The 19,775-nt window shown below is 72.6% G+C and carries 17 protein-coding genes and 1 pseudogene; 1 reads left to right on the forward strand and 17 read right to left on the reverse strand.

The features are described 5' to 3' along the window. Positions 1–77 precede the first annotated feature (77 nt). The 14 genes and pseudogenes from ACY8FT_RS05675 to mnmA all read right to left on the reverse strand — a co-directional run bounded on the left by ACY8FT_RS05675 (position 78) and on the right by mnmA (position 14,910). Positions 78–1,199, reverse strand: a complete 1,122-nt coding sequence (locus tag ACY8FT_RS05675; RefSeq protein ID WP_462417938.1) for a branched-chain amino acid aminotransferase — start codon at positions 1,197–1,199, stop codon at positions 78–80. 93 nt (positions 1,200–1,292) lie between these two features. Continuing rightward, entirely contained in the window at positions 1,293–2,276 is a 984-nt protein-coding gene (locus tag ACY8FT_RS05680; protein WP_462417939.1) for a ketol-acid reductoisomerase, read from the reverse strand. Then, a complete protein-coding gene (locus ACY8FT_RS05685; RefSeq protein WP_462417940.1) occupies positions 2,273–3,316 on the reverse strand; it encodes a 2-hydroxyacid dehydrogenase in 1,044 nt (347 codons plus the stop codon). The genes ACY8FT_RS05680 and ACY8FT_RS05685 overlap by 4 nt, the downstream gene beginning before the upstream one ends. 18 nt (positions 3,317–3,334) lie before the next feature. After that, on the reverse strand, positions 3,335–3,808 hold the full coding sequence (locus tag ACY8FT_RS05690) for a SixA phosphatase family protein (protein ID WP_462417941.1): 474 nt from the start codon (positions 3,806–3,808) through the stop codon (positions 3,335–3,337). Then, positions 3,808–4,818: a class F sortase gene (locus ACY8FT_RS05695; RefSeq protein ID WP_462417942.1), complete on the reverse strand. Its 1,011-nt coding sequence runs from the start codon at positions 4,816–4,818 to the stop codon at positions 3,808–3,810. Before ACY8FT_RS05695 ends, ACY8FT_RS05690 begins: the two co-directional genes overlap by 1 nt. Before the next feature lie 59 nt (positions 4,819–4,877). Then, on the reverse strand, positions 4,878–6,440 hold the full coding sequence (gene gatB, locus ACY8FT_RS05700; RefSeq protein WP_462417943.1) for an Asp-tRNA(Asn)/Glu-tRNA(Gln) amidotransferase subunit GatB: 1,563 nt from the start codon (positions 6,438–6,440) through the stop codon (positions 4,878–4,880). A 2-nt stretch (positions 6,441–6,442) separates the two neighbouring features. Beyond that, positions 6,443–8,101, reverse strand: a complete 1,659-nt coding sequence (gene gatA / locus ACY8FT_RS05705) for an Asp-tRNA(Asn)/Glu-tRNA(Gln) amidotransferase subunit GatA (RefSeq protein ID WP_462417944.1) — start codon at positions 8,099–8,101, stop codon at positions 6,443–6,445. Positions 8,102–8,109: 8 nt separating this feature from the next. Beyond that, complete coding sequence (gatC, locus tag ACY8FT_RS05710; protein WP_462417945.1) at positions 8,110–8,406, reverse strand: Asp-tRNA(Asn)/Glu-tRNA(Gln) amidotransferase subunit GatC; 297 nt, start codon at positions 8,404–8,406, stop codon at positions 8,110–8,112. A 59-nt stretch (positions 8,407–8,465) separates the two neighbouring features. Further along, positions 8,466–9,047, reverse strand: a complete 582-nt coding sequence (locus ACY8FT_RS05715; protein ID WP_462417946.1) for a P-loop NTPase family protein — start codon at positions 9,045–9,047, stop codon at positions 8,466–8,468. An 89-nt stretch (positions 9,048–9,136) separates the two neighbouring features. Continuing rightward, entirely contained in the window at positions 9,137–9,523 is a 387-nt protein-coding gene (locus tag ACY8FT_RS05720; RefSeq protein ID WP_462417947.1) for a DUF488 domain-containing protein, read from the reverse strand. A 171-nt stretch (positions 9,524–9,694) separates the two neighbouring features. Next, positions 9,695–9,916, reverse strand: coding sequence for a glutaredoxin domain-containing protein (locus tag ACY8FT_RS05725; protein ID WP_462417948.1), 222 nt, complete (start codon positions 9,914–9,916; stop codon positions 9,695–9,697). A gap of 201 nt (positions 9,917–10,117) precedes the next feature. Beyond that, a complete protein-coding gene (ligA, locus tag ACY8FT_RS05730) occupies positions 10,118–12,451 on the reverse strand; it encodes an NAD-dependent DNA ligase LigA (RefSeq protein WP_462417949.1) in 2,334 nt (777 codons plus the stop codon). Between the two features lie 137 nt (positions 12,452–12,588). Next, positions 12,589–13,722: pseudogene (locus tag ACY8FT_RS05735) on the reverse strand (aldehyde dehydrogenase family protein); the annotation flags it as partial. Between the two features lie 9 nt (positions 13,723–13,731). After that, complete coding sequence (mnmA, locus tag ACY8FT_RS05740) at positions 13,732–14,910, reverse strand: tRNA 2-thiouridine(34) synthase MnmA (RefSeq protein WP_462418405.1); 1,179 nt, start codon at positions 14,908–14,910, stop codon at positions 13,732–13,734. Positions 14,911–15,076: 166 nt separating this feature from the next. Between mnmA and ACY8FT_RS05745 the strand changes: the two genes are divergently transcribed. Continuing rightward, positions 15,077–16,048, forward strand: coding sequence for an IS481 family transposase (locus ACY8FT_RS05745; RefSeq protein ID WP_462417950.1), 972 nt, complete (start codon positions 15,077–15,079; stop codon positions 16,046–16,048). Between the two features lie 13 nt (positions 16,049–16,061). Here the strand turns inward: ACY8FT_RS05745 and ACY8FT_RS05750 are convergent, their stop codons facing one another. The 3 genes from ACY8FT_RS05750 to ACY8FT_RS05760 all read right to left on the reverse strand — a co-directional run bounded on the left by ACY8FT_RS05750 (position 16,062) and on the right by ACY8FT_RS05760 (position 19,753). Continuing rightward, positions 16,062–17,414 carry an HNH endonuclease signature motif containing protein gene (locus ACY8FT_RS05750; protein WP_462417951.1) on the reverse strand — a complete coding sequence of 451 codons (1,353 nt, stop codon included), beginning with the start codon at positions 17,412–17,414 and terminating at the stop codon, positions 16,062–16,064. Positions 17,415–17,720: 306 nt separating this feature from the next. After that, positions 17,721–18,974, reverse strand: coding sequence for a cysteine desulfurase family protein (locus ACY8FT_RS05755; RefSeq protein ID WP_462417952.1), 1,254 nt, complete (start codon positions 18,972–18,974; stop codon positions 17,721–17,723). An 8-nt stretch (positions 18,975–18,982) separates the two neighbouring features. Continuing rightward, entirely contained in the window at positions 18,983–19,753 is a 771-nt protein-coding gene (locus ACY8FT_RS05760) for a 1-(5-phosphoribosyl)-5-[(5-phosphoribosylamino)methylideneamino]imidazole-4-carboxamide isomerase (RefSeq protein ID WP_462417953.1), read from the reverse strand. Positions 19,754–19,775 lie beyond the last annotated feature (22 nt).

The following is a 19,775-nucleotide window of genomic DNA, read 5'->3' on the forward strand; positions in this document are numbered from 1 at the left end:
GGATTCCCGGCGTGTCGCGCCAGGAAGGACACATCAGGAGGCCAATCGGGAAGCGGCCCTTTGGAGGGGGGCAGGCCTCAGGCGAGGCGGTGCAGCCAGCCCTTCGTGTCCTCGGCGCGGCCGTACTGGATGTCGGTGAGCGTCCGACGCAGCTTCATGGTCACCGGGAAGGACTCGTCGAGGTCCTCCGAGCGACCCTCCCCGCCGACGGTCCAGGTCTTCTCCTGCGTGCGGAACGAGCCGACGGGGGTGATGACCGCGGCCGTGCCACAGGCCAGCACCTCGCTGATGGTGCCGTCGGCCACACCGGCGGTCACCTCGTCGATGCTGATGGGGCGCTCCTGCACGTCGTGGCCCAGGTCGCGACCGAGCTCGACCAGCGACATGCGCGTGACGCCCTCGAGGATGGTTCCGCTGGTGGGCGGGGTGACGATCGAGCCGTCCTTGAAGACGAAGAACAGGTTCATGCCACCCAGCTCCTCGACCCACTTCTCCTCGCGGTCGTCGAGGAACATGACCTGCGCACAGCCCTGCTCGGCGGCCTCCACCTGGGCAGCCATGGACGCGGCGTAGTTGCCACCGCACTTGGCGAAGCCGGTGCCGCCGAAGCCCGCGCGGTGGTAGTTCCTGGAGACCCAGATGTCCACCGGCTTCACACCGGACGGGAAGTACGGGCCGGCCGGCGAGGCGATGACGTAGAACTGCCCCGCCTTGGCCGGGCGCACCCCGAGGAAGGCCTCGGTACCGATCTGGAAGGGACGCAGGTACAGGGAGGTCTCCGAGCCGTCCTCGGCCTCCGGCACCCAGTCGGCGTCGATCTGCACGACCTGGCGGATGGCCTCGAGGAAGACGTCCTCGGGCACCTCCGGCAGAGCCAGACGGCGGGCGCTGCGGCGGAAGCGCTCGGCGTTCTTCTCCGGGCGGAAGGTCCAGATGCTGCCGTCGGCGTGACGGTAGGCCTTCATGCCCTCGAAGATCTCCTGGGCGTAGTGCAGCACGCAGGCGGCCGGGTCCAGCGCGATGGGGCCGTACTCGACGACGCGGCCGTTGTGCCAGCCGTCACCCTCGGCGTAGTCCACCACGGCCATGTGGTCGGTGAAGTGGACGCCGAAGCCGGGGTCCTCCAGCACCTTCTGACGGTCGGCCTCCGAGGCCGGGGACTCGCTCGGCGCGACGACGAAGTCGGTCTGGGGAACCATGGGTGCTCCTCGATGCAGGGGACGTGACAAACAGGACCCGACGGCCCGTGACGGACCACCGGGGTGACCCAGCACACAGGGTCAGGGCTGAGGCTACCGGGAGCCCCCGAAGGCCTCACCGAGGCGTGCGTGCCGGGCCGCCGCGGCCGCGTCGTCCTCGGGTGGGACCGTCCGCCGGCTGCGCGACCTGGGGGCCGGTCCGGTCAGCCCGGTCAGGGTCTGCCGCTGTGCCTCTGCGGACGACGGCCGGGCCCCCTCGGCGGACAGACGGTCCCACTCGCTGCGCAGGCGGTGCAGCACCGCGAGGTCGGCCACCACCGGGTCGAAGCCCTCGCTCACCAGCGCGTCGCGACCGGCTGCCAGGACGGCCTCGAGCAACGGGGTGACCCGGGTGTCGGCGAAGTCGGCCGCCGCTGCCCAGTCGAGGGCGTCCACGCCGATGGCCGCGGCGCGCGTGGCACCCACCACGTCGGCGTACGCCACGGCCAGGCGCTGGGCGTGGTCGCCCCGGGCGTCCGGCGGCTCGGGCGTGCGCGACGACGACAGCTGCAGCGCGAGGTCGTGCCCCGCTGCCCGCCCCCGGGCGACGACGGCGACCACGGCCGGGGCACCGCGTCCGTCGACGTACGCACGGCGCGTGGCCGCGGGCTCCCCGAGCACCTCCACCAGCAGGATCACGCCGCGGTGCCGGATGCCGGACCCCCGCAGCGCCCGGCCGGCGGCGGCGCTGGTGAGCACGACGATCTGCTCCGGGGCGACCACCGGTGCCACCCGCTCGAGGTGGTGCTCCCCCAGCACGACGACCTCGCTGTCGGCGACCGCATCGGCCACGGGCAGGGTGAAGAACCCCTCCGAGGAGGCGGCGTCGTGCTCGGGGCCACCGGGCTCCGCACCCACCCGGACGTCCACGCCCGAGTCCCGCAGGTTCTGTGCGTGCAGCTCGGCCGTGGCGTCGAAGCCGATGATCGCGACCTCCCGGTCGGCGATGACCGAGCGGTCGGCGTCCCACGGTCCCCACCACGCAGTGGACCCCCCGCTCCCCGGGGTGGCCGGGTGTGCGGGACGGTCGGTGCTCATGCCTGACCCTCGGGGGTGCGCACGACGTTCTCCAGGGCCTCGCCATCGGCCAGGCGCTGCAGCTGGGCACCGATGAGGCGCATCTGGCGGTCCTCCATGCCGGCGGTCGCGCTCGCCACGTGCGGGGTCAGGAAGACGCCCGGTGTGGTGAACAGGGGGTGGCCCTCCGGCAGCGGCTCGGGGGCGGTGACGTCGACCGCGGCACGCAGGTGCCCCGAGCCGGCGGCCTCCACCAGCGCGTCGGTGTCCACCACCGGACCGCGTGCGACGTTCACCAACACGGAGCCCTGCGGCATGAGGGCCATCTCCTCACGCCCGATGAGCCCCTTGGTCTCCGCCGTCAGCGGCGTGATGAGGATGACCACGTCGAAGTCCGGGAGCAGCTGGTGCAGCTCCTCGACGGCGTGGACCGCGCACACGTTCTCGTCCCCGGGGCGCGCGCTGGTGGCCATGGCCTCGACGTGGGCTCCGAAGGCCGCGGCACGCCGGGCGATCGCCTTCCCGATGGCGCCGTAGCCGACGACCAGCACCCGCGCCTCGTGCAGTGAGGTCTGTCGGGCCCGCCACTCCGGTGTGGTGCGCTTCTCCCAGACCCCCGCCACCTGGGCGTCGCGCAGGGTCTCCAGCGAGCGCAGGGCCACGAGGGTGAGGGCCAGCGCGTGGTCGGCCGTCGACTCCTCGTGGACGCCCTTGGCGTTGCAGATGCCGACCGTCGCCGGCAGGCGCTTGTCCAGGTGGTCGTAGCCGGCGCTCAGGGCCCAGGTCCAGCGCAGGTGCGGCTGGCCCGCCAGCTCGGCGACCGCGTCGGGGGTCATGGCGAACTGTGGCGGCACGGCGGCCACCAGCGGGCGCTCCGGGTCGTCCTGGCGGGGCGAGGTCCCGTCCCAGTGCTCGAGGTGGACGGTGTGGCGGGCCCCCTCGACACGTGCCTCGGCCCCGCCCAGGGCCTCCACCCAGTGCGGCAGGGGCACCGCGAGGGTCACCTCCTGCTGGTCGGGGTCGAGCAGGTTGACGTCGGTGTTCAGGCGCTCAGGAGACACAGCGCACACCGTAGTCGTTCAGCCGCGCAGCGTCCCGCATCCCTCGTGCAGGTCCGCCCACGTGGTGCCCGTGGACAGCTCGACGACCCCCACCTGCCCGGTGGCCCACCCGGCCGGGTGGTGGCCGGTCAGGTGGGCGACCAGGGCCGGAACCCCCGGGGCGTGGCCGACGAGCAGGAGCCGCTCGACCTCGTCCGGTGCGTCCGCGAGGGCCTGGAGCAGGTCGGGCACGCCGGCCTCGTAGACCTGCGGAGCGGGCCACACCGCCTCCGCGGGCACCATGGGCAGCTCGCCGGCCATCTCTTGCCAGGTCTGCGTGGTGCGCACCGCGTCGGAGTGCAGGACCAGGTCCGTACCGCCCCAGCGTCCAGCGAGCTCCCGCCCGGCACGGCGGGCCTCGGCCCGGCCGGTCCCGGTGAGCTCACGCTCCCGGTCGGTCGGGGCGCTGGGCACGGCCTCCCCGTGCCGCACGAGGGCGAGCTCGCGCGGCATCAGGCGGGGGACGCCAGGACCAGCACGTTGACCGCGGAGTGACCGTCGCTGCGCGGGGTGTCCGGGTCACAGGTCACCAGCGCCAGTTTGGGCGTGCTGGACTCGCCCCAGACGCGGGAGTCGCGCGAGAGGTCGACCTTGTCGATGTGCTCGACGACCTCGACCTTCCACTCGATCTCCTTGCCGCCGGCATCGGTGGTGGTGAGCGTCTCCCCCTTCTTCACCTCGGGCAGGTGGTAGAAGACGTCCGGCGGACCGTAGGTGACGTGACCGGCGATGACGCTGATGCCGTTCTCCCCCGGCTTGGGGGTCTTGCCGTACCAGCCGGTGACACCGGGCGGCGGGTTGAGCGTCCCCTTCGAGGTCAGGCCCACCTCGGAGACGGACTCCTTGAAGTCGATACCGGGGATCTCCAGCGTCGCCGGCTTGGAGACCGGCTTGTCGTCCTTCGGCTTCTCCGTCGGCTCCTGGGTGGGCTTCTCGGTTGAGGGCTCCGGCGCCGGCGCGGGCGTCTTCTTCCGCGACGGCGAAGGCTCGGGCGCCTCCGAGGAACGGCCGGGCTCCTCTGTCGCCTCGGACGTCGACGGCCGGGGCTCGGAGGTCGAGGGGGCGGGCTCCGAGGTGGTCGGCTCGGGGCTCGGCGCCTCGGAGGATGCCTTCCCGGAAGAGCCGCCGTCCCGGGTGGGGCTCTGCGAACCGGAGGACTCGTCGTCCGAGCTCGCGGAGGTGGGCGCGGGCTCCGAGGAGGTGGGGGTACCGGACGAGGCGTCGTCCGACGACTCCTCGGACCCCGAGCTCGACGGGGAGTCCGACGCGCTCGGTGCGTCGTCCGAGGACGACGCACCGCCCCCCGACGGGTCGGCCGGCGAGGAGGCCGAGATCACCGGGGAGTGCTCCTCCTCCGGGATCTCGCCACCGCCGAACCATCCGGTCAGGGACGCCGCCACCACGGCGCCCCCGGCACCCACGAGACCGACACCTGCCAGCGTCTGGGCCGTCTTCTTCTCCATGTTTGGTTCCCTGATCCGTCGTCCACGAACGTGTTCGACCGACTATGACGCCCCGGGGTTCAGCCGGCAACCGACTCCAGGATGAGCTCCCGGACGCGTGCCGCGTCGGCCTGGCCCTTCATGGCCTTCATGACCTGACCGATCAGGGCGCCGGCCGCCTGCTCCTTGCCACCGCGGATCTTTTCCACGATGTCGGGATTCGCGGCGATCACGTCGTCCACGGCCGACTGCAGCGCACCGTCGTCGGACACCATCGCCAGACCACGGGCGTCCGCGACCTCGGTCGGAGAGCCCTCACCGGCGAGCACGCCGTCCAGGACCTGCCGGGCCATCGAGTCGTTGAGCCGGCCCTCAGTGACCATGCCGTCGAGCTCGGCCACCGCAGCGGGGGTCAGACCCAGCTCGGCACCGTGCTCCTCGACGGACTGACCGGCGTCGTTCGCACGACGGGCGACCTCACCGGTCCACCACTTGCGAGCGCCGGCCGGGCTGGCACCGGCGGCGATGGTGGCCTCGATGAGGTCGACCGCGCCGGCGTTGAGGACGTCACGCATCTCCAGGTCGGAGAAGCCCCACTCCCCCTGCAGACGGGCACGGCGCTTGGCCGGCATCTCCGGCAAGGACTCGCGCAGGGTCTCCACGACGTCGCGCTCCGGGGCGACCGGCACGAGGTCCGGCTCCGGGAAGTAGCGGTAGTCGTCGGCATCGGACTTCGGGCGACCGGAGGTCGTGATGCCGGTGTCCTCGTGCCAGTGACGGGTCTCCTGCAGGACCGAGCCGCCCGCACCGAGCACTGCGGCGTGCCGGGTGACCTCGTAGCGGACGGCGCGCTCGATGCTGCGCAGCGAGTTGACGTTCTTGGTCTCGGTGCGGGTGCCCAGCGGGACCTGCGCCTGCTCGTCGTTGACCTGGCCGAGCACGTGCTCGGAACCGGCCTTGGGACGCAGCGAGACGTTCGCGTCGCAGCGGACGTTGCCCTGCTCCATGCGCACGTGGCTGACGTCCAGGGCCTTGAGCAGGTCGCGCAGGGTGGAGACGTAGGCGCGGGCGACCTCACCGACCCGGTCACCGGCGCCGAGGACGGGCCGGGTGACGATCTCGATGAGCGGGATGCCTGCACGGTTGAAGTCCACCAGCGAGTGCGTGGCGCCCTGGATGCGACCGGTCGCGCCACCGACGTGGGTGGACTTGCCGGTGTCCTCCTCCATGTGGGCGCGCTCGATCTCCACCCGGAAGACCTCGCCATCGTCGAGCGTGACGTCCAGGTAGCCGTCGTGGGCGATCGGCTCGTCGTACTGCGAGGTCTGGAAGTTCTTCGGCATGTCCGGGTAGAAGTAGTTCTTCCGGGCGAAGCGCGAGTACTCGGCGATCTCGCAGTTGAGCGCCAGGCCGATGCGGACGGCCGACTCCACCGCGGCGGAGTTCACGACCGGCAGCGCACCGGGCAGACCCAGGCAGACCGGGCAGACCTGGGTGTTGGGCTCGGCGCCGAATTCGGTCGGGCACGGGCAGAACATCTTGGTGTTCGTGTTCAGCTCGACGTGCACCTCGAGCCCGATGACCGGGTCGAAGTCCGCCATTGCCTTCTCGAACGGGACGACCTTGTCGGTGGTGCTCGCCATGCTCAGGCCTCCAGGTTCTGGTCGGGGGTGGCGGTGGTGCCGTCGACGCCGGTGGCCACGCTGTGGGCGGCACCCGGGACCGCGTCGGGCACCGCGGGGACGAGGCGGCGCACCGGCTCACGGCCGGCCGCGGTGTCGCTGGCCTCGATGAGGGCCTCCAGCGCCGCACCGACGCGGTACATGCGCTCGTCCTCGTTGGCCGGGGCGATCACCTGCAGACCGGCCGGCAGGCCGTCCTCGGCGGCCAGCCCCATCGGCAGGCCCAGGGCGCAGTTGCCGGCGAGGTTCACCGGGATGGTGGCGATGTCGTTGAGGTACATCGCCAGCGGGTCGTCGACCTTCTCCCCCAGTGGGAAGGCAGTGGTCGGTGCGGTCGGCGAGAGCAGCACGTCGCACTGCTCGAACGCGGCCTCGAAGTCGCGCTGGATCAGGGTGCGCACGCGCTGGGCCTTGCCGTAGTAGGCGTCGTAGTAGCCCGAGGAGAGCGCGTAGGTGCCCAGGATGACGCGGCGCTTGACCTCGTCACCGAAGCCGGCGTCGCGGGAGGCGGCCATGACCTGCTCGGCGCTCGGGGCGTCCACGCCCTCGGGGCCGACGCGCAGGCCGTAACGCATGGCCTCGTAGCGGGCCAGGTTGGAGGAGGCCTCGCTCGGCAGGATGAGGTAGTAGGCGGCCATGCCCAGGTCGAACGAGGGGCAGGAGACCTCGACGATCTCCGCACCGGCCTCGCGCAGCTGGGAGATGCGCTGCTCGAAGAGCTCCGTGATCCCGGCCTGGTAGCCGTCCACCTCGGTGAGCTCCTTGACCACGCCGACGCGCAGACCCTTCAGGGTCTCGGCGCCGTCGCCGGCAGCGCCCGAGGCGGCGGCCTCGGTGGCGGCGGGCGCCGGGGCGTCGATGCTGGTGGAGTCCTGCGGGTCGTGCCCGCCGATCACCTCGTGGAGGGCGGCGGCATCGGCGATGGTGCGGGCGCACGGGCCGATCTGGTCCAGCGACGAGGCCAGGGCGATGATGCCGTGGCGCGAGACGCCGCCGTAGGTGGGCTTGGCGCCGACGGAGCCGGTGACCGCGGCGGGCTGGCGGATGGAGCCACCGGTGTCCGAGCCGATCGCCAGCGGGGCCAGGTGGCCGGCGACGGCGGCCGACGAGCCACCGCCGGAGCCGCCGGGGATGCGGGTGACGTCCCACGGGTTGCGGGTGGGGCCGAAGGCGGAGTGCTCGGTGGAGGAGCCCATGGCGAACTCGTCCATGTTCGTCTTGCCGAGGATCGGCAGCCGGGCCTCGCGCAGGCGGCGCACGACGGTCGCGTCGTAGGGCGGGACGAAGTCCGCGAGCATCCGCGAGCCGGCAGTGGTCACCAGGCCCTGCGTGCAGGCGATGTCCTTGACCGCGACCGGCACACCGGCCAGCGGGTGCAGCTCCTCACCGGCGGCGCGGGCGGCGTCGACCTCGCGAGCGGTGGCCAGGGCGCCCTCGGCGTCGACCTGGAGGAAGGCGTGCAGGACGCCGTCGACCGCCGCGATGCGGTCGAGGTGGGCCTGCACGAGCTGCTCGGAGGTGAACTCACCGGCGCGCAGGCCCTCGGCCATCTCCAGGGCGGTCTTCGCGACCAGCGGGTCGAGCGCGTCGACGGCGCTGGTGTCACGGGTGGGGTTCGTCATCGGGTCGCTCACTCCTCGTCCAGGATGCGGGGCACGCCGAAGCGGCCCTCCTCGGCCAGCGGGGCGTTCGCCAGGGCCTGCTCCTGCGTCAGCCCGGGGCGCACCTCGTCAGGGCGCATCACGTTGGTCATCGGGATGGGGTGGGACATGGCGGGCACGTCGTCGGAGGCGCCGTCGCTGATCTGCGCCACCCACTCGACGATCTGGTCGAGCTGGCCGGCGAGGCGGTCGAGCTCACCGTCCTCGAGGTGGATGCGCGCGAGGCTGGCGACGTGCGCGACGTCATCGCGGGAGAGAGCGGACATGGGGCGCAGTCTACGGATGGGCGCGGGCAGCCTGAGCGGTGGCTGCGGGGGGGCGCGGCTCAGCCCTTCGCCGGGCGTGAGGCCGCCTCCCGGCAGGGGCCGCCCAGCCAAGCGTCCACCTCGCCCCGGCTGCGCAGTCGCACGACGGGCAGCTCCGGACGGGCTGCACGGGCGGCCTCGACGCGGCCGGGGACCTTGCCGTGCGTGGACCAGGCCCAGCGGACGATGTGCTCGGGGTCCGTGAGCACGTGACGTAGCGGCCCCTCGACGTTGCCGTTCCAGAGCTCCTCGCGGCGCACCCGTCGACGGACCGTCCGGGCGACGACCTGCCGCATGACCACGTGACGGGGCAGGTCCAGCCACACCACGAGGTCCGCTCGCCGCGGCAGCAGGTCCCCCAGCACGTGGGTGTACTGCCACTCGGTGACCCAGCCGTCCTGCCCGGTGAACTGCTCGACCTCGGCCGAGAAGGTGGGGCGCGGTGTCCAGTCGGGGCCGTGGAAGAGGGCGTCGATCTCGACGTGGTGCATGCCCAGGGTGTGGGCCAGATGGGCGGCCAGGGTGGTCTTGCCCGAGCCGGAGGTGCCGATGACGATCACCCGGCGAGGGCGACGGGGCAGGCGGTCGCGCGGTCCCAGCACCGGCCGGGGCGCACGGAGCAGGCCGGCGGGGCCGAGCTTCCCCCGGGGCGCCGGCTCAGGGCCCGCCCCGCAGGCCCCCGGACCAGCGCTCACAACTTCTGCCGCAGCACCTTGGCGAGGACCTCGGCGTGGTTGTGCTCGGTGTCCTTCGCGGCGAAGAGCAGGGTGACGACGTCGACCTTGCGGACCTCGTGGGCGAGTTCCTTGAGCGCCTCGGCGGCCTCGCCCTGCTCGAGCTCGTCGCGGTAGCGCTCGGAGAACTCCTCGAAGCGCTCGGCACGCTCGTCACCCTCCACGGAGTGGAACCACTTGCGCAGGTCGTCCGAGGGCGTGACCTCCTTGGGCCACAGGTCGTACGGCAGGTCCTCCTTGCGCACGCCGCGGGGCCACAGGCGGTCGACGAGGGCGACCAGGCCCTGGGTGCCGTCGGGATCCTCGACGTGGTCGTGCACGCGGCGGGTGCGGACGCTGGTCATGGACTCTCCTCCTCTCGGCCTCCCGCAATTTGACCACCTGATGCGGTCACCTCGCGCGGGTCCTCGGCGTGTCGCGACAACTTGGTCACCTGATGCCCCCCCGAATCGCCAAGGGGCGGGGCCGGGCACCAGGGGCCGGGGTTAAGGGCGGAGCCGGGGGACGGGACGCCCTCAGAGGCGCGCTGCCACCGTCTCCGGGTCGGGGTTGGTGTACGGCTCGCCGTCCAGGACCACGGTCGGCACGGTCTCGTTGCCGCCGTTCACCGAGCGCACGAAGGCCGCAGCCTCCCGGTCCTGCCAGATGTTCACCCAGCGCGCACCCTCGCGCCGGCGCCCCAGGTGTCGTCGCAGACGGGCGCAGTACATGCACCCGGGGTGCCAGTAGACGACCACCTTCTGCTCCCCCCGGCGGGAGCGCGACCACGTCGGCGTGCCGCTCGGAACGTCCCCGCCACCACGGGGAGGACCACCACGCGGCACCGCCGAAGAAGAGCGCGCCCAGCACGGCGAGCCACGGATGCCCACCGGCCACGGCAGTCCACACCGCCCACGCGCCCGCGATGACCTGCAGGACCCAGACCCAGCGCCCCATCGTCAGGCGTCCTCGACCTCGCCCTCGTCCTCCGGGGTGACGCCCTCTACGCGGCCGGTGGCGAGCAGCTCGGCGAACTGCTCCTCGTCGAGCATCGGCAGCCCGAGGTCCTCGGCCTTCGTCGCCTTCGAGCCCGCATTGGCACCGACGACGACGTAGTCGGTCTTCTTGGACACCGACCCCGACGCCTTGCCGCCGCGGGTGAGGATCGCCTCCTTGGACTCGTCACGCGACCAGCCCTCGAGCGACCCGGTGACCACGACGGTCAGCCCCTCCAGGGTGCGCTCGACGGACTCGTCGCGCTCGTCAGCCATCCGCACCCCGGCAGCGGCCCAGCGTTCCACGATGTCGCGGTGCCAGCCGTTGTCCTCGCCGCCGAACCACTCGGTGACGGCCTCGGCGATGGTGGGCCCCACACCCTCGACAGCGGCGAGCTCCTCGGTGGACGCCTCCCGGATCGCCTCGACCGAGGCGAAGTGGGCCGCCAGCGCCCGGGCCGCGGTGGGCCCGACGTGGCGGATGGACAGGGCCACGAGCACCCGCCAGAGCGGCTGCTCCTTGACCTGCTCGAGGTTCTGCAGCAGCCGCACACCCACTGCCGAGAGCACCCGCCCGTCGCGCACTCCCCCGGGCGGCAGGGTGCCCTCGGGGTCACCCTCCTCGGCCGCGGTGGCCTCGGCCTTCTTCGCCGCCCGTGTGTAGAGCTCGGTGCGCAGGAGGTCCTGGGCGGTCAGGTCGAAGACGCCGGACTCGTCGGTGAGCACCCCGGCATCCAGCAGCGAGCCGGCCCCCTCCCAGCCGAGGGACTCGATGTCGAAGGCACCCCGCCCGGCCAGGGAGAAGAGCCGCTCGTGCAGCTGGCTGGCGCAGGAGCGGGAGTTCGGGCAGCGGATGTCCTTGTCGCCCTCCTTGGCCGGAGCGAGCTCGGTGCCGCAGGAGGGGCAGTGCGTGGGCATGACGAAGGCGGTCTCGCTGCCGTCCCGCTGCTCGGCCACCGGTCCGAGGATCTCGGGGATCACGTCGCCGGCCTTGCGCAGCACGACCGTGTCGCCGATGAGCACGCCCTTGCGCTTCACCTCGTGGGCGTTGTGCAGCGTGGCCATCGCGACGGTCGACCCAGCAACGGTCACCGGCTCCATCACGCCGAAGGGGGTGACGCGTCCGGTGCGCCCGACGTTCACCTGGATGTCCAGGAGCTTCGTGGTCACCTCCTGCGGCGGGTACTTCCACGCCGTCGCCCAGCGCGGAGCCCGCGAGGTGGCCCCGAGCTGACGTTGGACGGCCACCTCGTCGATCTTGACGACCACGCCGTCGAGCTCGTGCTCGGCGCTCTCACGGTGGGAGCCCCAGTACTCGATGTAGTCGGTGATCTCGGCCAGCGTCTCGACCACCCGTCCGTGCGTCGTGACCGGCAGACCCCAGCCCGCGAGCACCTCGTAGGCCTGCGACTGGCGGGTGATGTCGAAGCCCTTTCGGGCGCCGATGCCGTGGACGATCATCCGCAGCGGCCGAGAGGCGGTCACCCGAGGGTCCTTCTGCCGCAGCGACCCGGCAGCGGCGTTGCGCGGGTTGGCGAAGGCGGGCTTGCCGGCCTCCACCTGACGGGCGTTGAGCTCGGCGAACTCCTCGATGGGCAGGAACACCTCACCGCGCACCTCGACCAGCGGGGGGATCTCGGCGGTGGCCGTGCGGTCGTCGTCCGCGTCGTCGGGGCGCTGCAGTCGGTGCGGCACCCCCTCGATGGTGCGCACGTTGAGGGTGATGTCCTCGCCGGTGCGCCCGTCGCCACGGGTCGCGGCACGCACGAGGTGGCCGTCCTCGTAGGTGAGGCTGACGGCCAGACCGTCGATCTTCAGCTCGCACAGGTAGTGCAGGTCCGCCGTGCCCGCGTCGGTGCGGGAGCGCTCGAACCAGGCGGCGAGCTCGTCGGCGGAGAAGACGTTGTCCAGGCTGAGCATCCGCTCGGCGTGGTCGACCGCGTCGAAGCCGGTCTCGAAGACCGGTGCGCCGACCTCCTGCGTGGGACTGTCGGGCACGCGGAGGCCCGGGTGCTCCTCCTCCAGCTGCTCCAGCTCGCGGAACAGGGCGTCGAAGTCGGCATCCGGGATGGTCGGGCGCCCCAGGTAGTAGGCGAAGCGGTGCTCGCGGACCTGCCGGGCGAGCTCGTCCCAGCGGTGGCGGGTCGCCTCGTCGAGGACGTCGCTCGTCCCCTCGATGGCCCCACCGGCGTGCTCGCCGTCGCGCGCTGCTGCGGGGGCCTCGCCCACCGCGGGATCGGCCGGTGCCTTGGCGGTGTGGGGGTCCTGGTCGCTGGGGCTGCTCTGCGAGGGGCTCACGCCACCATCCTGCCGCAGGACAGCGACGACCTCCCGGCCCGGGGAGGGGCGGGAGGCCGTCGGTGCGCGAAGCGCAAGAGCGGCCGGGGCGGCGCGCGGTCGGGCGATGGGTGCGGCTGCACTCGCGCCAGGACGAGTCAGCGCGCGGCCACGCGCACCAACTTGTGGTTGGCGAACTCCTCCACGCCGAAGGAGGCGAGCTCACGGCCGAAGCCCGAGTTCTTCACGCCGCCGAAGGGCAGCGCCGGCATCGTCGTGCCGTGCTCGTTGACGTAGGCCATGCCGACCTCGAGGCGGTCGGCCACCTCGGCACCGCGCTCCGGGTCGCTGGTCCACACCGAACCGGAAAGGCCGTAGGCGGAGTCGTTGGCCTGCGCGAGCGCGTCGTCGAGCTCGTCGTAGGGGTAGACCATCGCGACCGGGCCGAAGAGCTCCTCGGACCAGGCACGCATCTCGGGAGTGATGCCGGTGAGCACGGTCGGCTGCACGAAGGCACCCATGCCGTCGAGGGCCTCGCCGCCGGTGTGGACGGTTGCGCCCTTGTCCACCGCGTCACGGATCTGCTCCAGCAGTCCCTCACGGGCCTGGGCGGAGGACAGCGGGCCGATGTGGGTGCCCTCCTCGCGCGGGTCGCCGACGACCTGCTTCTCGACACCGGCGGTCAGCTCCCGCACGAACTCGTCGAAGGAGGCCCACGGCACGAACATGCGCTTGGGCGAGTTGCAGGCCTGACCGCAGTTGCTCATGCGGGCCCCGGCGGCCGTCTTGGCGACCGAGGGGATGTCGGCGTCGTCCAGCACGACCATCGCGTCGGAGCCACCCAGCTCCAGCACCGCCTTCTTGAGGTGCTTGCCGGCCTGCTCGGCCACGGCTGTGCCGGCGCGCTCGCTGCCGGTCAGGGAGACGCCGCGCACCCGCGGGTCGGAGATGATCGTGGCCGCCTGCTCGTTGGAGACGCGCAGGTTGGCGTAGACACCCTCGGGCAGCCCGGCGGCGTGGAAGATCTCCTCCATGAGCTCGGCGGACCCGGCACAGATCTGGGCGTGCTTCAGAAGCACCGTGTTGCCCAGCAGGATGTTCGGTCCGGCGAACCGGGCGACCTGGTAGTAGGGGTAGTTCCACGGCATGATCCCCAGCAGCGCGCCGATGGGCTCGGTCCGCAGGACGGAGCGCTCGGCGCCCTCGGCCTGGTCGAGCTCACGGTCCGCGAGCAGCTGCTCGGCGTTCGTGGCGCACCACTCGTAGATGGAGGCGGCGAGCTCGACCTCACCGGCGACCCGTCAGAGTGCACCCATCGGCACGTCAGGAGCCCGCGGGGCGACCGGCTGCGGCTCCTGCGAGCGCTCCGTGGCGGTGATGGTCGCCGAGCCCACCACGCGGGTGCCGTCGTAGAGCACCACGGACTGGCCGGGCGCCACGCCGCGCACCATCTCCTGCAGGTGCACGGTGATGCCGGACGCGTCGCGCGCTGTCCCCTGCCTCGACGGCCCGACGACGACCCGGGCGGGGTACTCGGTGCCGTGGGCCCGGATCTGTGCCCCGACGTCCAGCTCCCCCTCAGGGGCCGGGCCGCACCAGCGGACGTGGTCGGCGTGGACGAGGTCGACCCCGAGCATCTCCTTCGGCCCGACGACGACCTGGTTGGTCGCCGGGTCCGTGCGCAGGACGTAGCGAGGGGCCCCGTCGGCCGCGGGATCCCGGAGGGCCAGGCCCTTGCGCTGCCCGACCGTGAAGCCGTGTGCTCCCCGGTGCGCACCGAGGACCCGGCCGTCGACGTCGACGATGTCACCGCTGCGCTCCCCGAGCCGCTCGGCGAGGTAGGCACGGGTGTCGCCGTCGGTTATGAAGCAGATGTCGTGCGAGTCCGGCTTCCTGGCCACCGAGAAGCCACGTTCGGCCGCCTCGTCCCGGACCTGCTCCTTGGTGCTCCCCCCGAGCGGGAAGAACGAGCGGGCCAGCTGGTCGGCGTCCAGCACACCCAGCACATAGCTCTGGTCCTTGGCCGGGTCCACGGCACGGTGCAGCTCCCGCACGGCCACGGAGTCCGGCGTCCCACCCGGACGCTCCACGATGCGGGCGTAGTGCCCGGTGGCCACTGCGTCGAACCCGAGGGCCACCGCCTTGTCGAGCAGCGCGGCGAACTTGATGGACTCGTTGCACCGCAGGCAGGGGTTGGGGGTCCGACCGGCCTCGTACTCGGCGACGAAGTCCTCGATGACGTCCTGGCGGAAGCGCTCGGCCATGTCCCAGACGTAGAACGGAATACCGAGTCGGTCGGCCACCCGACGGGCGTCCCCCGCGTCCTCGAGGGTGCAGCAGCCCCGCGAGCTCTCCCGCAGGGTCTCCGCGGACTGGCTCAGGGCGAGGTGCACACCGACCACGTCGTAGCCGGCGTCGAGCATCCGGGCAGCCGCGACCGCCGAGTCGACCCCACCGCTCATCGCGGCCACGACACGCAGGCGCGTCGACTCCCCAGCTGCTGGGGCCGTGTGTGGGTTCTCCATGAGGTCCCCGATTCTAGGTGTTCTCGGCCAGGAGGTTGGTAGCAGTGGTAGGGGCTTGGACGTGGGAGAACCTCCGGCTGGGATGTGGCTTGTCTAGGGCCCACAACCAGCGGAGGTTCTCGTGTCCCACGGTAGTGCCCGTCTGACTGTCCATGGCAGGCGGTTGATCGTTCAGCGGTACCAGGCAGGGTGGAAACAGGCTCATATCGCCGCGGCGATGGGTGTCTCTCGCAAGACCGTGGCGACGTGGATCGCCCGGTATGCCGCCGAGGGTGAGGCCGGGTTGCTCACACGGTCCTCCCGGCCGCACTCGATGCCGCGGCGTACGGCCCCGCACATCGAGACCGAGGTGGTGGCGGCCCGGGCGCGTCACCGGGTCGGGCAGGACGTCCTGGCGGCCCGGGTCGGTGTCCCAGCGCGCACGATCAACCGGATCCTGCACCGTCACGGTGTGGCCCTGCTGCGGGACTGCGACCCGTTGACCGGACAGGTCATCCGGGCATCGAAGGCCACCACGGTCCGCTACGAGCGGGACCGTCCCGGTGAGCTGGTCCACGTGGACGTGAAGAAGATCGGGAAGATCCCCGACGGTGGTGGGTGGCGGGCCCGTGGGCGGGCGGCCACCCAGGTGGCGAAGTGTCGGCGGGGCCCGGTGGGGTACGACTACGTGCACTCGATGGTCGATGACCATTCCCGGTTGGCCTACAGCGAGATCCACGACGACGAGAAGGCCACCACCTGCGCGGGATTCCTCGCCCGGGCCGCGGCCTACTTCGCCGCCCACGGGATCGGCACGATCGAGCGGGTGATGAGCGACAACGCGCTGGCCTACCGCAAGAGCACGGTCTTCGCCCAAGCGGTGGCCGTCCTGGGGGCCCGGCAGGTCTTCATCCGCCCGCACTGCCCGTGGCAGAACGGGAAAGTCGAACGCTTCAACCGGACCCTGGCAAGCGAGTGGGCCTACCGACAGGTCTTCACCAGCAACCAGGCCCGCCGCGAGGCGCTTGCACCCTGGCTGGAGCACTACAACACTGACCGCGGCCACAGCGCCCTGGGAGGACTCCCACCCACCAGCCGACTGTCACCAACCTGATGGCCGAGAACACCTAGGTGCCGAGCTCGGGCGGTCCGGCCCCTTCGCGCTCCTCCTCGTGCCAGTGCCATCGGCCGTCGGCGAAGGTCCCGGTCAGTCCGTCCCGGTGCACGACGGTGTGGTGCCGCTCGCAGAGCAGGGCCAGGTTGTCCACGTCGGTCGGCCCACCGTCCGCCCAGTGCACGACGTGGTGTGCGTGGCACCACCCCGGTGGTCGATCACATCCCGGGAAGGTGCACCCACCGTCCCGCAGGGCCAGGAAGCCTCGCTGAGCACCGGTGGCGTTCCGGTCGGCACGTCCGATCTCCAAGGGCGCACCGTCCGAGCCGAGCACGGCCGGCACCACACGGGCGTCACACGCGGCCTGTCGCAGTTGCGTCGGCGTCAGCACCGTCCCGTCGAAGGCCGACCCGTGCGCTGTGGGACCGGCATCGCGCGCCGGGCCAGGCAGCCCCCGGCCCCACCCGGCGCGGCGCACACCACCGACCCCACGCCGCGCGAGCTCGTCCTGCAGCGTCCGGTGGTCCAGGGTCACCAGCAGGGTGGTCGCGCCGGCGAGGCCGCAGCCCCCTGCCGTGGCCCGTGCGTCGGCGGCCTGCGCCCGCTCCACGAGCTCCAGGAGCGCATCCGCCCGACGGCGACCCGGGGTCCGTGGATCTCGGATCGATCGCCCCTGCTCGTCCTGGCCCCGGGCCGGGGCGGACAGGCCCTCCAGCGCGGTGCGGAGGCGCGCGGCGTCCGGCTGGTTGAGGTCCACCTGGAAGCGCACCAGACCGGTCGGCAGCTGCCGTTCGGTGAGCGTGGAGCACTCCTTGGCGCGCTCGTCCTCCCGGTCCAGGGTGTCCTCCCCGAAGCGCGCCATCACCTGGCGCGTGAGCTGTCGCAGGGCCCGGCTCGTCGCCCGGCCCCGTCCGGACGCGTTGAGTTTCTCGGCGTGCTGCAGGTAGTAGCCCAGGACCTGCTCCCGCTCGGCCCCGGGAAGCACCGGCAGCACGGTGAGGGACTCCTTGAGGAGGGTGTGGGCCACCCCCACCGACACCCCACCACCCCAGACCGCATCCGCGAGCGGCTCCGTGCCCGGTTCGAGCGTCGCCTCGGCGACGGTGGCGACCGCGTGCGCCCGTCCGGGCTCCGCGATGCCGGCCCGCTCCCGCACCCCCGCGGTCGTTCCGGCGCACCGGGACCCCTGGACCACGCCTCGGTCCACGGCCTCCGCCGTCACACCGGTCATCGCCGCCTCGACCACCCGCAACAGGCTGCCGAGGACCTCGACGACCGGCGCGAGCTCCGCCGAGCCCAGCTGCCAGAGATCGGGGCGAACCCGGTCCAGCTGTCGTGTCAGCGAGGCCGCCTGATCGAAGATCACCGTGGCGTGTGCTGCCTCCGCGACGGCCCCGGGCGTTCCACCCGTCGTGCGGTCGCCACCTCCGACATCCCACAACGCGGACATCGCGTCACCCCCCCCCCCCCCCCCCCCCGTTCGCTCACCCCGAGCGGGCCCACGACGCCCGCTAAGTCGGTTCCCCAACCGATACCTTCATGATACACAGACCCTTGCTGCACTGCAACACGTGTTCCACATCTGTGGGTGCTGCCTCAAGGAGACCGGGGCACGCATGTGCGGCCGCTCGACGCGAGGGCGTCGCAGGAGAGCGCGGGGTTCGAGCCCAGATCACACGCGGGCGGCCGCCCGAGCCCGCTCGACGACCTCGGGCAGCACCTGCAGGGCCCGCTCACCGTCGGCCGCGGTCGAGCTCCACCCCCACGAGAACCGCAGCCCCGAGCCGGCCTCCTCCGCGCTGCGCCCCATGGCCTCCAGCACGTGGCTGGGTCGGTTCACCCCGGCCGAGCAGGCCGACCCCGCCGACACGGCCACTCCGGCGGCGTCGAGGAGGAACAGGAGGTCCTCGCTGCGGCAGCCGTCGAAGGTCACGTGCGCGATGTGGTCCAACCGGTGCGCACCGCTGCCGGTCACCCGGGCCCCCACCCCGAGATCCAGCACGCCCGCTTCGAACTCCTCCCGCAGGGCACGGATGCGAGCGGCCTCGCCGCCACGGACACCGGGCACCCCGGCCCGACGCCCCTCCACCGCACAACGGACGGCGGCCGCGAACCCGACCACCTGCGCCACCGGCACCGTGCCGGACCGGACGCGCCGCTCCTGCCCGCCTCCGAAGGTGGCCGGCTCCAACCCGACCCCCCGGCGTGCGACGAGCGCACCGATCCCCTGCGGGCCACCCACCTTGTGCCCCGCGAGGGACAGCAGGTCGGCCCCGCAGCCCGCCACGTCCAGCTCCGTGTGCCCGAGCACCTGGACCGCATCGGCGTGCACGCTGCACCCCCGCTCCCGCGCCACCTGCGCCAGCGCCGGCAGGTCCTGCAGCACACCCGTCTCGTTGTTGCCCCAGACGATGCTGGCGAGCGCGGCCGGCCCGACCTCGTCGCCCTCGGCTCCGTGCCCGGCACGTCCCCCGACCCCGTCCCCATCCTCGCCCTCCGTCCCGGGTCCATCGAGCGCCGCCGCGAGCGCCGAGGCGGTGAGCACCCCGTCGCCGTCGACCTCCGCCCAGGACACGGGCACCCCGGCGATCCGGTTCAGCCGCGCGACGGCCTCGGTCACGGCGGCGTGCTCGGTACGCGTGGTGACCACCGGCGCCCCCGGCCGTCCGACGGCCTCGTGACCGCCCAGCACCGCGAGGTTGTCCGCCTCGGTGCCACCGCTGGTGAAGATCACCTCGCTCGGGTGCGCACCGATGAGGGCGGCCACCTCCTCACGGGCCTCCTCGACCCGTCGCCGGGCCTCCCGCCCGACCGCGTGCAGCGCCGACGGGTTGCCCGGCAGTCCCGCGACCGAGGCCATCGCCTCGGTGACCTCCGGCCGCTGCGGCGAGCTCGCGGCGTGGTCCAGGTAGACGACCTCGTCCATCGGCCGGCTCAGCCGCGCGCCGCGGCCAGCACGTCCGCCAGGTCCAGCACCCCGTCCATGAGCACCTTGCCCAGCAGCACCCCGGAGCACCCGCTGCGTGCCAGGTCCCGCACGTCGTCCAGCGAGCGCACACCACCACCGGCCTGCACCTGCAGGTCCTCCGCGCGGGAGAGCACCTCGCCCAGGAACTCGAGCCCCGGGCCCTGCAGCATCGACTCCCGGCTGATGTCGGTGGCCAGCACGTGCTGGAGCCCCGCTGCCCGGTGGATGTCGAGCAGCTCCTCCAGCGGCAGCCCCGCGTTGGTGGTGCGGCCACCCGTGGCCAGCCGCCACTCCTGCCGCCCGTCGGCCCCCTCGTGCAGCCGGGCGTCCAGCGCGACCGTCACCCGGTCCGGACCGAACTCACGGATCCAGCCGCTCACCATCTCCGGGCGGTTGGCCGCGAGTGACCCGACGACCACTCGCTCAGCACCGGCTGCGAGGACGGCGTCGACGTCACCGTGGGAACGCACTCCCCCGCCGACCTGCAGCCGCAGACCGGTGGCCTCGCGCACCTGCCGGATGATCTCGTCGTCGTTCCACCCACCGTGCTCCAGGGCGTCCAGGTCCACCAGGTGCAGCCACTGGGCACCGGCCGCGGCGTACCGCTGCGCGTGCTCCAACGGAGTGCCGTCGTACCGCGTGATGCGGTCGAAGTCCCCCTGCTCCAACCCGACGACCTCGCCCTCGAGCAGGTGCAGCACCGGGTAGCAGGTCAAGCCGTCGTCACGTGCCGTCATGGAGCCTCCTTCGCCAGGCACC

The sequence above is a fragment of the Kytococcus sp. Marseille-QA3725 genome (assembly GCF_054950055.1).